The sequence below is a fragment of the Acinetobacter sp. YH12096 genome, assembly GCF_013419215.1.
GTDB classification, from domain to species: domain Bacteria; phylum Pseudomonadota; class Gammaproteobacteria; order Pseudomonadales; family Moraxellaceae; genus Acinetobacter; species Acinetobacter amyesii.
Genome location: NZ_VPAM01000032.1, coordinates 1 through 14,403 on the forward strand (window position 1 = coordinate 1; position 14,403 = coordinate 14,403).

At 43.2% G+C, this 14,403-nt stretch carries 14 protein-coding genes and 1 pseudogene; 4 read left to right on the forward strand and 11 right to left on the reverse strand.

The genetic code is table 11. The features are described from left to right. Positions 1-107: pseudogene (locus tag FTU36_RS12775) on the forward strand (IS5/IS1182 family transposase); the annotation flags it as partial. 196 nt (positions 108-303) lie between these two features. On the opposite strand, the gene FTU36_RS12780 reads toward FTU36_RS12775, so the two are convergent. The 9 genes from FTU36_RS12780 to FTU36_RS12820 form a co-directional block, all read right to left on the reverse strand. After that, positions 304-1,134, reverse strand: a complete 831-nt coding sequence (locus FTU36_RS12780) for an ABC transporter permease (protein ID WP_078194039.1) — start codon at positions 1,132-1,134, stop codon at positions 304-306. 20 nt (positions 1,135-1,154) lie between these two features. Then, positions 1,155-1,988 carry an ABC transporter ATP-binding protein gene (locus tag FTU36_RS12785; RefSeq protein ID WP_180118168.1) on the reverse strand — a complete coding sequence of 278 codons (834 nt, stop codon included), beginning with the start codon at positions 1,986-1,988 and terminating at the stop codon, positions 1,155-1,157. Between the two features lie 2 nt (positions 1,989-1,990). Next, entirely contained in the window at positions 1,991-3,046 is a 1,056-nt protein-coding gene (locus FTU36_RS12790) for an ABC transporter substrate-binding protein (RefSeq protein WP_257224855.1), read from the reverse strand. Positions 3,047-3,058: 12 nt separating this feature from the next. Continuing rightward, positions 3,059-3,853 carry an ABC transporter permease gene (locus tag FTU36_RS12795; protein WP_180118171.1) on the reverse strand — a complete coding sequence of 265 codons (795 nt, stop codon included), beginning with the start codon at positions 3,851-3,853 and terminating at the stop codon, positions 3,059-3,061. Beyond that, the gene (locus FTU36_RS12800; protein WP_180118173.1) at positions 3,850-4,698 is read right to left on the reverse strand and encodes an ABC transporter permease; all 849 of its coding nucleotides are present in this window, start codon (positions 4,696-4,698) and stop codon (positions 3,850-3,852) included. Before FTU36_RS12800 ends, FTU36_RS12795 begins: the two co-directional genes overlap by 4 nt. Next, positions 4,695-5,948 (reverse strand): MFS transporter, encoded by a 1,254-nt coding sequence (locus tag FTU36_RS12805; protein WP_180113243.1) that lies wholly within the window; start codon positions 5,946-5,948, stop codon positions 4,695-4,697. The genes FTU36_RS12800 and FTU36_RS12805 overlap by 4 nt, the downstream gene beginning before the upstream one ends. Before the next feature lie 9 nt (positions 5,949-5,957). After that, positions 5,958-7,013 carry an ABC transporter substrate-binding protein gene (locus FTU36_RS12810; protein ID WP_180118175.1) on the reverse strand — a complete coding sequence of 352 codons (1,056 nt, stop codon included), beginning with the start codon at positions 7,011-7,013 and terminating at the stop codon, positions 5,958-5,960. Positions 7,014-7,046: 33 nt separating this feature from the next. Continuing rightward, positions 7,047-8,528: a carbohydrate porin gene (locus tag FTU36_RS12815; RefSeq protein ID WP_180022185.1), complete on the reverse strand. Its 1,482-nt coding sequence runs from the start codon at positions 8,526-8,528 to the stop codon at positions 7,047-7,049. A gap of 537 nt (positions 8,529-9,065) precedes the next feature. Next, positions 9,066-9,896, reverse strand: a complete 831-nt coding sequence (locus FTU36_RS12820) for an SDR family oxidoreductase (RefSeq protein WP_180022186.1) — start codon at positions 9,894-9,896, stop codon at positions 9,066-9,068. Positions 9,897-10,120: 224 nt separating this feature from the next. Between FTU36_RS12820 and FTU36_RS12825 the strand changes: the two genes are divergently transcribed. The 3 genes from FTU36_RS12825 to phoR all read left to right on the forward strand — a co-directional run bounded on the left by FTU36_RS12825 (position 10,121) and on the right by phoR (position 13,126). Then, positions 10,121-10,804 (forward strand): TetR/AcrR family transcriptional regulator, encoded by a 684-nt coding sequence (locus FTU36_RS12825; protein ID WP_111885789.1) that lies wholly within the window; start codon positions 10,121-10,123, stop codon positions 10,802-10,804. A 229-nt stretch (positions 10,805-11,033) separates the two neighbouring features. Continuing rightward, positions 11,034-11,744: a phosphate regulon transcriptional regulator PhoB gene (gene phoB / locus FTU36_RS12830; RefSeq protein ID WP_078194048.1), complete on the forward strand. Its 711-nt coding sequence runs from the start codon at positions 11,034-11,036 to the stop codon at positions 11,742-11,744. Between the two features lie 23 nt (positions 11,745-11,767). Continuing rightward, complete coding sequence (gene phoR, locus FTU36_RS12835; RefSeq protein ID WP_078191505.1) at positions 11,768-13,126, forward strand: phosphate regulon sensor histidine kinase PhoR; 1,359 nt, start codon at positions 11,768-11,770, stop codon at positions 13,124-13,126. On the opposite strand, the gene FTU36_RS12840 is transcribed toward phoR, so the two are convergent. Both FTU36_RS12840 and FTU36_RS12845 read right to left on the reverse strand, forming a co-directional pair. Next, a complete protein-coding gene (locus FTU36_RS12840) occupies positions 13,123-13,800 on the reverse strand; it encodes a glutathione S-transferase family protein (protein ID WP_180024720.1) in 678 nt (225 codons plus the stop codon). The two genes, phoR and FTU36_RS12840, sit on opposite strands and share 4 nt — an antisense overlap. Before the next feature lie 151 nt (positions 13,801-13,951). Further along, positions 13,952-14,350: an OsmC family protein gene (locus FTU36_RS12845; protein ID WP_180118177.1), complete on the reverse strand. Its 399-nt coding sequence runs from the start codon at positions 14,348-14,350 to the stop codon at positions 13,952-13,954. Positions 14,351-14,403 lie beyond the last annotated feature (53 nt).

The window sequence follows — 14,403 nt, forward strand, 5'->3', positions numbered from 1 at the left end:
AAACTTTCAAAATCCTTGCCGAGCGATATCGTAATCGAGGAAAAAGACTGGGCTTAAGATTCAATTTAATTGCGGGAATCTATAATTTAGAGCTGAGCAAAAAATGAATTATGAAAGAAGTCTATTATAAATAAGTCATATTTTTATTTTCTCTACATTAAAATAATAATCCAGAAAAAAACTTCCAATTAAATATTCATCCACATCATTCTTTATTCATTGCATTATTTTAAATATAAAAAATCAGCAATAAAAAACCTCGGTATATCCCGAGGTTTTTATTTAATTTCCATTTCGTCTAGATTATTCCACCGGGTTACGTTTCCATGCTGTAAAGTATTTTTCTAGTCCAATCAAGAAGTAGTTAAAGGATAAACCCACGAGGGTAATGACTAATATGCCCACAAACATTTGTGGAATTTCAAAGCTAAATTGCGAATAAATAATCAGATATCCCAGACCTGCTTTGGCACCAAACATTTCTACTGCCACTAAGGCCAAAATAGAAATTGCCCCTGCTAGACGGATACCGACAAAAATCGTCGGAACCGACGCAGGCAGAATCACTTTTCGGAACAATTGATAGGGTTTTAGGCCCATGGTTCGTGCCGATTTAATCAGTAAAGGATCGACCGTTTGTACGCCTGTAATAGTGTTCAATAAAATCGGCCATGTGCACGCGTAGACCAACAGACTGATTTTTGAGGTTTCACCAATGCCTAAAAATAAGATAAACAGCGGCATTAACGCCAATGCTGTGGTATTTCGAAACAATTCTAACAATGGATTTAAGGTTTCAGCCACGAGCTTGTACCAACCAATGATGAGACCTAAAGGAATTGCGATCGCTAGGGCCAAAATGAAACCAATAATGGAACGCTTTATACTGGCCAAGAAATGGATGCCTAATTGACCGCTTTGATATAGCTGCCATGTAGTTTCCAATACCACAGATAACGGCGGTAAAAAAGCCGGATTGACCACACCACTCCGCGGCAGAATCTCCCACAGCAAGAAAAAAGCCACAATGGCAATGGTGCGTTTAAAGACCGTGTTTAACCATGTGAACTGTAGTCGGGGTTTAATGTCGTTATACGATTGCGTATAACTGATGGCTTGTTTAGTCGATGACATAAATAAATCCTCTGAATATTTTAGTTATGTGCAAGCTGTTTATGTTTTTCGAGGGCTTGCGCTTTAATCACTTCTTCACTGAGCAATGACCAAATTTTGTGGCGAATTCGGCCATATTCAGGCAATGAACGGACATCTTCACTCGAGCTGCGCAGGCTTTGCGGAATTTCAATCACTTCCTTAATCCGCCCCGGTCTTGAGGTCATAATCGCCACACGCTGACTCAGATAAATCGCTTCATCAATACTGTGAGTAATAAAAACGATGGTTTTTTTCGAGCTTTTCCAGATATTGATCAACTCGGCTTGCAAGGTTTCTCGGGTTTGCGCATCCAAGGCAGCAAAAGGCTCATCCATCAATAAAATTTCTGGTTCATAAGCCAAACTTCGGGCAATCGCAACCCGCTGTTTCATCCCGCCGGAAAGCTCATTCGGATAATGCTTTTCAAAGCCACTGAGACCCACAAGCTGCAAATAGTATTCGGCTTTTTCACGGCGTTCTTTTTTTGCTACGTCTTTGGCTTCTAGACCAAATTCGATATTTTCCAGTGCGGTTAACCATGGATAGAGCGCATATTGCTGGAACACAATGCCACGGTCTAAACCCGGTTGAGTAATCTGCTTGCCACTCAGTAAAATCTGCCCTGCCGACGGTTTGGTTAAACCCGCAATTAAGTCTAATAATGTAGATTTTCCGCAGCCACTTGGCCCCACGATTGAAACAAATTCACCCGGCTGAATATCCAAAGTGACATTTTCTACAGCAACAAATTCAGGCTTATAGTTTTTACTGCCGACATGGTTTTGTGCAGGAAATACCTTACGCACGTGATCTAAATGTAATGCACTGGTCATTGTTATATTCCTTTTGATTTTTGGTCTTGCGCATAGGGATTAAATTCATTGCTATAGATGCGACTGACCTCAATTTGATTCGGTTTTAATTTGTGTTCTTTTTCTAAGGCACTCACCCATGGGGCAAAGTCTTGATCTTTTTGCACGCCACCGACTTCGTGGACACCTGTGCCTGTGTAATATGGAATAAGTGCTGTATTTTCATTGCGTTGACGTTTTTCAATAATGCTTTCCATACGGGCAATGATTTGCTCTTTCGGCGTGTTGTGTAGCCATTCCTGAGCTTTGGCCACGCCACTGACAAAAGTACGAGCCAACTCAGGATGCGCTTGAATAAACTCTCCACGCATCGAAAAACTGCCTGCGGTAAAGGGCCCGTATAAATCAATATCTTTAAAGATGCTACGTACACCACCATGTTTTAAGGCCCGTTTTTCCAAAATGCCTGAGAACACCGCAATATCAATTTGACCATTCCGTAGAGCTTGTTCTGAGCTCACTGGTGGCAACATAATCAGCTCAACTTGTCGGATTTCATCGTCAGTTAAGCCATGACGAGCCAAATAGTCTTTCACCACAAAGTCATAATGTGCCCCGTAGGCATTCACTGCGACTTTCTTGCCAATAAAGTCTCGTGGGCCACGTATAGGACTATTTTCTAGCACATAGAAACCCACGTTTTGTTCAGCATCACTGCCATAAGATGCGACGACTGGGACCACATCTAGACCCGCGGCAATAACTTTCACCACAGCGCCATTAAAGGCTCCAGCGAAATCAACATCTCCTGCCACCAAGGTGAGTAAATCTTGTGGCCCACCTTGTACTGTGCCGACATAACTGAGTTTAATGTCGCCTAAATAGCCCAAGTCTTGTGCCAACTCAGGCAAAGACACCAGTCCCGGATAGCTTTGATAGCGTAGTTCTTTTAAAGCCATTTGCTGAGGTTCATCCACTTGCTGCGTGCTGCAACCAACCAAGGCTGTGCCACCGACCAAGGCAGCTAAAAATAGGCTACGCCAGAGTTGAGGAATGTTATGGATTGTCATTTTTTTCATTGTTATGTTCTCCTATCCAACCTGCTGCCAAGCTAAAACTTTACGTTCAACCCAAGTCAGTACCGTATTGAGCAACACGCCCACAATTCCTATCAGCAACATGCCAAAAATAATCAGTTCGACATCAAAAGCCTGACGCCCTTGAATCACGATATTGCCCAGACCATTGCCATAGTTCGCCAATAAAAATTCAGAGCCAATAGTGGCAAGCCATGCGAAAATCAGCCCAAGTTGTAAACCGACAAAAATCTGAGCCGAAGCGCCGGGCAAAATCAATTTACGAAACGCGTAGGCCTTGGGAAATTGATAGACTTCGGCCACTTCACGATATTTATGCGAAATACTGCTCACACCTTCAAAGGTGTGTAGCGCCACGGGATAAAACACCGATAAGGTAATAAACAGCACTTTGGCGCCGTGTCCCTCACCTAAAAAGGTCGAAATTAGTGGCAACCATGCAAACAGCGAAATTTGACGCAATACATGAAAGCTCGGTGCAAATAACCAATTCGAAAGGCGTGAACTCGCGATCAAGATCCCAAACAACACACCTGCTATCGCACCTATGCCATAGCCAATAAAATTACGTGCCAAACTTTCGGCAAAGCCTGTCAAAAAGCTCGGTTGTTGGAGCACGGTTACTGCTTTTTGCAGCACGAGCCATGGACTAGGAATCAACTTTGGATCAACCCAATTTTGCTGTGAGGCTACTGCCCACAGTGCGATAAATGCCACAGGTAGAACGAGTGCTTTTGCTGCTTTAACTAAGACTTGGCGCGCTGCCCCGTGTAATGAAAGAATGCTCATGAGTTCCCTCCTACTCGGGTTGCGTGAAAGCGTGCCGTTTTTTCTAACCAAGCCAGCAAGGTATCTAAGACATAGCCCGTAATACCAATCAGAATGATCGCCATGAAGATCAAGTCCATCTGCATTAGCTGACGTCCCCACACCATGAGATAACCAATTCCTTCACTACTTGCTAATAACTCGACAAAAACCAATGCCAACCACGCCTGCATAATGCCTTGACGTAAACCACTGATCACACTGGGTAATGCTGCTGGGAAAATCACCTCTTTGAGTTTCTGCCAATTGCTGTATTGGTAAACCTCTGCCACTTCCATCAAACTATTCGGCACATTAGTAATGCCCTTATAGGTTGCAATCAACAGCGGTGGTAACACAGCCAATGAAATAGCGGCAATCTTCAAAGCCTCATCGATGCCTAAGAAAATCATCAATAATGGAATCCAGCCAACTATGGGAAATTGCGCAACAAGATTCACCGTCGGAAAAATAAAGTCCCGACTACGCTTTGCTAATCCCAACACAGTACCAAGCAAAATCCCGACACTGGCACCAAGCAAGACACTCCATAAAATACGTTTGGCACTGATGGCAAAATGAAAACTCAATTCACCGCTTTGCCATAATTCGACTGTGCTTTGCCACACCAGACTCGGTGCAGGTAAAATCTGCTCAGGCAACCACTGTTTAAGTGTTGCCACATACCATAGACCCAACAACAAAACTGGCATCAGAAGTCCACACGCCACTTGCAAAGTTAGTTTTAAATAGGTCTTAAAAAAATCCAACGCACTTCGGTCACTTTGCAAGGGAACCGAATGTGCAGATACATCCGTAAGGCTCATAATTCTTGTCCTTTTACGCTCTGTTCTGAGACATCAGGTTTTAAAAATTGAATAAATTCCTGATCTTTGCTGATCAAAATAATCAGACCAATAAACACCAGCCCGATTGGTAAAAATAAATTTTGTAGTCCAACCTGTGCGCCAAATACGGCGCCTATCAAGCCACCCAACAGTCCACCCGAAGGTCCGACGAGGGCTAAAATTGGAGAAATCTTAGCCATCGCGGTTTGCTCACCCACTCGGGCGAAAGACATAAAATTGGCGATATGCAACATACCGAGTCCAAGTCCAAACATGACCGAAGCAGGCCACATCAACAGCGTGATTTTGGTTAAGGCTAAAATCAGTAATGCCGTTGCCATCAGGCTTAGGCCAATCAAATAAAACTTTTGATAACCCATCAGCTCAGCCAAACCGCCCATGCTAAATAGCGAACCCACAAAGACAATGCCTTGTACGGTCAGCAGCATCACTGCCATAGGCTCTGAAAGTGCAAAACTTTGAATAGCAATCACCACAATGAAAAAGCCAAAGTAGTTATTTGCCACGCTGCTCAAAAATTCCAATATGCAGACAATCCGCAGTGAGGCATGGGTTTTGATGAGTGCCAAAGGCGCCACAATATCTCGCCATTGAAAATGCGGGCGATTCGTCGCTTGTGGAGTGCTACGTTGAAAGCACCACGGAGCCAACAGCAAGGTGCCTAAAAAAAGCAAAGACACCACATAAAAACTTCCGCCATAGCCGAAATGCTCGATCAACAACACGCTCAATGCAGGTGCAATCAGGAAATATCCCATCATGTGCGAACCGCGAAACCAACCCGCACGGGCTGGACCTAAACGCTTTAAATTGCTCAGAAAAACGGTATTGATCGAAACAAAACGCATGGGTAAGACAAAACTCACCAAGGCTGTCACCGCAAAGAGATACCATGCACCAGCTTTGAGTGGCGTTAAGCTATAGACCACAGCGCCCAACACACTGCCGATGCAGAATATTTTCAAAGACCCAAAGCGCTGTACCAACACGCCAATCGGCAATGCCATGATCAAAATGCCAAAATTTTGCGCTGCAGAAATTAGCCCCAATTGCAATTCGGTGGCTTCTAAATGCACGGCATACAAGGAAATTAATACCCGTGCTACACCCACACCCAGTCCAGCCAAAATCGTAAGCAGCACAAAACTGCTCATAAATTTGGTGGTTAATGGACTGGCAATCACATTGCTTTCAATCGGACGACTCATGGCTGCGACTTACTTCGGTTGACCTTGAGCATTAAATTGGCGCCAGTAACCCTCTAACTTCAGCTCTTTCAAGGCATTATTCAGATACTTCGGCTCATACCATGTTTTGGTATCCACATCACGACGGATTAAACGAGCGTCTTTGGCAATTTTTAAAGCACTGTCAATTTGTGAACGGTGGAACTCGTCTAATAGCGGTGTAGTACGGTCTTTTAAATTCCAGCCATCCCACGTTTTTTGATAATCCACCAACGGAATGCCACTTTGTGCCCAAAGTTTATATTGCGCGCTACGATTGGCTTCTTGAGAACTCCACTGCGCCTGTTTAATCAGTGTCGTTACGACACGTTGCACCACCTCTGGATATTGTTTTTCAAAGCTTTCGGTCACCCAAAAGTGTGCAATCGGTGATACTTTCGGATCTTTAATTTCTAGTAAAGTTTTCGCCACACCACGCGCTTGCAAACTAAACGGTGAAGTAATCGTGGCATCAATATCACCTGTCGCTAACGCAGTACGCGCCGAATAGGCATCTTGCGAAATCACTCGTAAATCGCGCTCAGTTAAATTGTATTTTGCTAATACACGGTTAAAGACGATCTGACCATTGGTGCCTTTAAAGACGGAGAATTTTTTGCCTTTTAGATCTGCAAAGGATTTAGCATTTGATCCGGCAGGCACCACCACATAGGTAGGACCAAAACGCCCTGTCGAGAACAACACTTTGGTTTTTAATCCCGTTGAACGTCCAACCAATGAGGGCAAATCGCCATGCAATGCAAAGTCCACTTTGCCATTGGCTAAAGCTTCGTTGGTTGCAGGGCCTGCTCCTGGGAAAAAGAGCCAATTCACCTTAATGCCATCTTTTTTAAATTCTTGTTCGAGCACACCTCGTAAATGTGCTGTAGCTACAAAACTACCGCCCACTTTGGGTTTACCCCCCTCACCCGCAGCTGATACTGAAATGCGAATTTCTTTGGGATTGGCAGCATGCAATTGAACGCTTAAACCAAGTGCTGAAAGTGCCAAGAATGTGGCTGCGATTTTTTTAGAGATAATTTTCATTTTAAATGTTCCTTAATGGTTTAAATATTTGAATTAAAAGGTGTACTGAACCTGAGCTTGCAGCTCATTGGTGTCTTTTTGATTTGCCGTTTCGACATCAAACAGATAGTGATTCAGCTGTAATTGGAATTTTGTGGTTTGCGCAAAAAATAGGTTTAAACCCAAAGAGTGAATGTCATATTCACCAATACGACCGCTCGCGGTATCGAGATAGCTTGCGTTGTTTTTATTCGGGTTATAGCGGTCAAAACGGTAATAACCTTGGACTGACTTCGGCCAGAAATCATCAAATTTGGCGTTGGATTTAATACTGTTGTAGAACTGATCACCCAAGGTGTAGAAAGCGGTAAAAGTATGTCCTTCCGCTTTGGCTTCTTTGATGTCTTGGGCTACGGTGTCGACATAATCGGTCTTGCCTTGCAGATATTCATAGGTCACACCAAATGGTGCGTGGTTATAATAAATATCGAAACCCAAACGATCACGTTTCGCAGCATTATCAGTGATTCCGCCGGCTGAAATTTTCGATTCGCCTTTGATATAAGAGGCACCAAACTTCAACTCACGGAAAATGCTGGCGTAGTCCACTGGCAAGGTAAAAGCCACACGACCGATATAATCTTTGCCATTGTTGTCATCTGCCTTATTACTGGCGTTCCCATTGGTCAACCCTAAGGCATACTCAAATAGCGGCGCACGGTAGTTCGATGCAAAGTCGACAAAAGGTTTGGCATCTCCACGGACGATAAATCCATTTTGACGGTTAAACAGTCCTAGAAAGGTCGAAGCTGCAGCGGTATTAATGGTCGGACGCAAATCTTCAGGAGACTGCACATCTAGACCAAAGGGCAATAACTGCTGACCGAGCGTAAAGTTGAGTTTGGCAGTTTCAGGGCCCGCATTGGTGGCAAAAGCGTTATAGCGAACAAAGGCATCTAGTAAGTTAAAGTTACTGTTATTGGTGCCATCATTGCGTTTGCCATAACCAAAGGACAATTGATAGTCGAGGTTTTTGCCTTCGTTATAATCACGGAATAAATTCCCGCGTACACCGATCAGCGCAGTCCCAATATCAAATGTCGATTTGGTTGAACCCAACACACCCGTTTCATCGAGCGCACTGGCACGTAGTTGAACTGTGCCATACAGGGTTGTATCACGAGTCGATTTGGTGGTTTGACGTTCATATTGACGTGACTGATCGTACTTATAGTTTTCAATATCTGCACGTAAGCCGTCGATATCTTCGGATGTTGCTGCGGTCACTTCTGAAACCTGCGTTTCACCTTCAACATCAGCGGCGTTGCTCGGATCTTCTGTCGTCAACGCGGCCGTTTCTACGACTTTACTTTTGGTCGTCCCAGATTCCACTGCATTTAAGCGTTTTTGCAAACTCTCAATTTGTTGTTTTAAGCTGCTCAGTTCTTGCTGAAGTGCTTCATCCGATGCAAAACTCAGCGGACTGGTTGCGGATAAAATCAGTCCGACCGCAACGGTTAATGTGGTTTTTTTCATGATTTGGTTTCACTAACATTTTTCCCAAAGCGCAAAATCCCCCAACCCCATGCAAGGTGCATGAAGTGAATGTACTGCGTGGGTTTTTAAAAATTAATCTGAGTGGTCGTAGGTTTTATTCAACTTATGCACGACCGAAACTCGAAGACAGCTTTTAGAATTTAAGCGCGCATCATCGCGAGTGTCATAGCACAACAACATGCCTGTTGCAGGACACGAAAAACAGAAAGATATCGATGCGTAAAAGTACTCATAAATGTTCCATACAGTGGTGAGTTTTGTTCACTCCAATATGGCAACAACTGTGCCAACATTTTAAGTATTTATTTTTTAAAGTTTTATTATTCAAACCCGATAGATTCTGTTGGTTTTGACGCCAAAAAACTGTTGGTTATTCAACAGTTGCTTATTTCAAATCATCAGATATTTCCATTTTTATATCTCATTTTATGAAATAAGCAATACGCCTTGGGCTTTCCTTTGGGCATAAAAAAAACCCACTGACGTGGGCTCTTTTCAATCGATTATAATTACCGCTTATTGACCAAATTTAGTCGCCATCGCTGTTAATTTTTGATAGCCCGTCGGTAGAAAACGTTGAATTAAATCAATCGCTTTTGCATCATTACCAATCAATAAACGACGCTTATCTTTTTGTACTGCTTCAATGATTTGACGAGCCGCTTCTTCAGGTGGACAGCGCAAGAATTTATTAAAGGACTGTGCCGATTTTTGCGGGTTCATGCCTAAACTTTTCAGGCTATCATTCATTTTTGCGGCATTGGCAATATTGGTACGAATCCCGCCCGGATGAACACATAGCGCACTCACGCCACAGTTTTCAATATCCAATTCTTGGCGTAAAGATTCGGTAAAGCCACGTACTGCAAATTTAGTGGCATTATATGCCGACTGTGTTGGCTGTGCCGTTAAGCCAAACAAGCTGGAAATATTGATGATATGACCTTCACCACTTTGCTTAATATACGGTAAAAACTCCTTGGTGCCATAAACCACACCCCAGAAGTTAATATTGACAATCCACTCCAGCTCTTCGTAGCTTGCGCCTTCAACGGTCGTGCCCAATGCCACACCCGCATTGTTAAAAATCATATTCACCGAACCATGATCTTTAACGGTCTGTGCTGCCCATGCTTTCATTGCCGCAAGGTCTGACACATCGAGTTTTTGCGTGGTTACACGTACATTGCTGGCTTTCACCAAGTCTACGGTTGCCGCAAGACCCTGCTCATTCACATCGCTTAAAGACAGATGACAGCCTTGTTTCGCCAAAAGCACTGCCAATTGCTGACCAATACCTGAACCTGCACCTGTAATGGCAGCCACTTTATTTTTGAAGTTTTTCATTGTGATTCCTTATTCCTTTATGCTGCCGCTTGGCTTTATCACAGCGTGATCTCATTTACCAATATGTGCAGTTCGTCGACTTAATATAGTTTTGACAATACATATTGTCAATGTCATCTTAGGACGTGCTAAGCTGTTGAAATCGCCAATGCTTAAACATAGGTTTAAACTGAAATTATTGCTAAAATAAGACAAAATTCTGCTTTAGTTCAGCGTATATTTTCATGACAGATGCAACAAATCACACAGAACAACAACAGGCAAAAAATGTGAAGGAACGTCAATTTAAAGGGCTTTCTCTCAGTGAACGTAAGCAAGCGCGACGTGAAAAACTGATTGAAGCCGGTATAGAAGCCTATGGTACACATGGCTTTTTTTCCGTGACCGTGAAAGATATTTGTTTGGAAGCCAAGCTGACCGAACGCTATTTTTACGAATCATTTAAGAAAAGTGAGCAACTGTTCCAAACCATTTTTTTAAAATTAATCGATGAACTGCAACAAAACGTGATGCAAGCCATCATGCAAGCATCAACCGATTCTAAAAAAATGATTGAAGCAGGTTTAACCGCCTTACTGTTAACCTTAAAAAATAATCCACGTATGGCGCGCATCATTTATATCGATGCCATGTTGGTACAAGAGCTACATAACCAAGCCACGATTCATGAAACCATGATGCGCTTTGACCGTATGATTCATGCCTTTGTCATGCTGATGATGCCGAATATTGATCGTTCAGAACGCGAAATTTCAATGGTCGCAACCGGTCTCAATGGTTATGTCACCCAAATCGCGATTCGCTGGGTCATGAGTGGTTATAAACAGCCGATTGATGAAGTTTTATCGTCATGTAGCGTGGTCTTTTTGGCCTTGTTGGATGCTTTTTCTGAAAAACCCAGGAAATAAATTCTGAGCTCAACACTGATCTTTACAAGTTTTTGAATGATTTTTTTGTGACAACAACATGATGCAAAGCCAATGTTGTTGAATATTTCAGGATTTAAATTGTCACAATTTCTTTCTAAACCCCAATGAAAGATCATTTTTGCAATGATACTGTCATAATTAATCTTTGTAATAAGCCTGTCATAAATATAAAACGGTCTACCGTTTACATAAAATAGGGTATTGCGCTGTGAAAGATGACTATATTTTAATCGTCGACGACGAACTCCCGATTCGGGAAATGATCCATACTTCACTGGATATGGCTGGTTTTCAATGTCAGCAAGCTGAAGATGCCAAACAAGCGCACCAAATGATTGTGGATCAGCGTCCTGCACTGATTTTGTTGGATTGGATGATGCCTGGCGGCGTGAGTGGTGTAGACCTATGTCGTCGTTTAAAACGCGATGAAAATTTGTCAGAAATTCCAGTCATCATGCTCACTGCACGCGGTGAAGAAGACCATAAAGTCCAAGGTCTAGACGCAGGCGCAGATGACTACATGACCAAACCCTTTTCCACCCGTGAGTTAGTGTCACGCATTAAAGCGGTGCTACGTCGCTCAAATGCATTGGGTGGTGAAAAAACCATTGATGCCAATGGCTTAATCCTCGATCCAGTCAGCCAACGTGTCAGCTTTGGCAACACCATTTTAGATATGGGGCCGACTGAATATCGTCTATTGGCCTTTTTCATGACTCATCCTGAACGTGCCTATACCCGTGCTCAATTATTAGATCAGGTTTGGGGTGGAAACGTGTATATTGAGGACCGTACCATTGACGTGCATATTCGTCGTTTGCGTAAAGTTCTTGAACCTTTCCAAGCCGATCGTTATGTGCAAACTGTTCGTGGTACAGGTTACCGTTTCTCTACCCGTGCAGACGCTGTGATGGGTTAGTCATTTTAGGTCTTTAATTTTCTATGTACGAACCGTATCCCGTCCCTGAACTTGCCAGTGAACATAAAAAATTCCGTTACAGCAGTTTATGGACTTTTGCCAAGCAGGATTTGAGACTTCTGGCATTTTTCCTACTCATTGCTGCACTCATCGGCTTTGGTATCGGGTACTTATGGATCTGCATCTTAATCGCCTTTGCAGTGTTCTTTGCATTGCAAATGCGTTCGCTGTACTTGGTCAACGAATGGATTTCAAACCGTCCCTATGATGTCCCGCCGAATTTAGACGGCATTTGGGGGGCTTTGCTCTTTAATGTATACCGTGCGCAGCGCCAAGAACGCATCGTACAAGCTGAAATGGTCGGCCTAATTGACCGCGCTCAATCTTCCTTGGTGGCACTTGCTGAAGCGGTGGTATTGATTGATGAATTACACCAAATCGAATGGTGGAACCCTGCCGCAGAAAAGCTTTTGGGGATTCAACAGCTCGATCAAGGGCGCAATATTTTAAGTATTTTAAGACAGCCCAGTTTTATCGAATACTTTACCAATATCGATTTAGCCCCCGATGGTTTGAAAATGAAATCATCGGTACTTGAAGACCATTATGTGCAAGTGAAATTGACCCGTTTTGGTCGCGAAAGTCGATTACTGGTGGCCTATGACGTCACACGTATGCATAACCTTGAGCAAATGCGTAAAGACTTTGTCGATAATATTTCACATGAGCTACGCACACCGCTCACGGTTTTAAGTGGTTATATCGAAACCTTTACCGATCAGGAAGATTTAAATCCACGCTGGAAACGCGCATTCGATCAAATGCAGTCTCAAACCCGCCGTATGAATGCTTTGGTTAATGACTTGTTATTATTATCTCGTCTGGAAAATGATAAAAAAGTTGCTAAAAATCAAATCATTGAAATGCCCAGCCTAATGAACCAACTATATGACGATGCACATGCTTACAATGTGGATTATGGACATACACTGAATCTCGAGATTGATAGTCACTGTGACCTAATCGGATCAGATATGGAATTGGCGAGTGCCTTTAGTAACCTCATCACCAATGCAATTAAATACACCCCCAAAGGCGGTACTGTGACCATTGGATGGCATGATGATGGTACGCATGGTTATTTTACCGTTGAAGATACGGGTATCGGGATTGACCCGAAACACTTACCCCGTTTAACGGAACGGTTTTACCGTGTGGACAGCGCACGTAGTCGCCAAACGGGAGGAACAGGTTTAGGTCTTGCCATCGTGAAACACGTTTTGATGCAACATCAGGCACACCTTGAAATTGAGTCCAAAGAAAACCGTGGTTCGCTGTTTAAAGTCGTCTTCCCTAAAGAACGCTTGTATCATGTGAGCTAAGCAGAATCATCCCGCCGGTCTTGCTGTGCTTCCAACTGTTGTTCTTGTTGTTTGGCACGGCGATATGCAGGACGCTGTTGCATCCGTTGTAAGAAAGCCTGAATTTGTGGATATCGCCCTTGCGTTCGGGTCATGACGGCTTCTAATGGAAACGTCATCTGAATATCCGCAAAGCTAAACGGTCCCGCAAAATATTCATTTTCCGCTAAATGGTTTTCTAAAAACTCGATATGTTCTTTTAAGCGAGGTCGTACAAAACCTTTTTTGACCCCATCACAAATGCGATTAGCTACGGGTTTGATGACCCAAGGTACATGGCGTGGCACATTGCTCATGACCAACTGCATCACCAATAACGGCATCAGAGAACCTTCGGCATAATGCATCCAAAAGCGATATTGTTGTTTTGAATGTTCCGCCTTGGCTGCAAAAAAATCATGTCGATCGTACTTCTCTTGTAAATACTCCAAGATCGCTGCAGATTCTACCAAGACCAGTCCATCATCCTGCAATATGGGCGACTTCCCTAAAGGATGGATGGCTTTAAGCTCAGGGGGAGCAGACAAATTTGGCTGGCGCAGATAAAACTGAACCTGATAATCCAGTCCTAATTCCTGCATTGCCCATAAAATACGAAATGAACGAGATTTTTCTAGATGATGTAGCACCCGCATGGGTTCATCTCCTATATGAAGTCTAAAATTTTCTTATTTCTGGCAAGCCATTATTATTTTGAAGTACTTAAATCATAAAAAGTGTCAGATCACTGCTTAGGGCTATATCAAAACTAAATTTTGCACAGTACAGCAGCGACCTGCTTTTAAATTAAACTAGAGTGGTTTTAATGTCTACACTGCGCAATAAAGTTTTTGTCACTGGGGTTTTTTCACAAATGGACAAGATTTTTTGCTCTAATTCTGCATCCAAGGGCGTTTGAAAATGTAGACGTCGCTCAACCCATTCAGCACCTTCACGGTTCGCACAAAAGTCTGCCTCAACACGAAACTCACCCAATTGAATTTGTTTATGTGCTGCATACATGCGCAAGGTAATCATGGTGCATGAAATTAAGGAGGCACACAGTAAATCATACGGTGCTAAACCTAAATCCCCGCCACCAAATGATTCGGGCTTATCGGTAATAAGTTGATGTTTTGCACTCTGAACTTCACCTGACCACGGTGCTTCTAAGGTGTTTACTGTTGCCGTTGCGACGATACCCATAATGACTCCCTCATGGTTATGCCGCACCATTTTTACCACAGGTACGGCTGTTC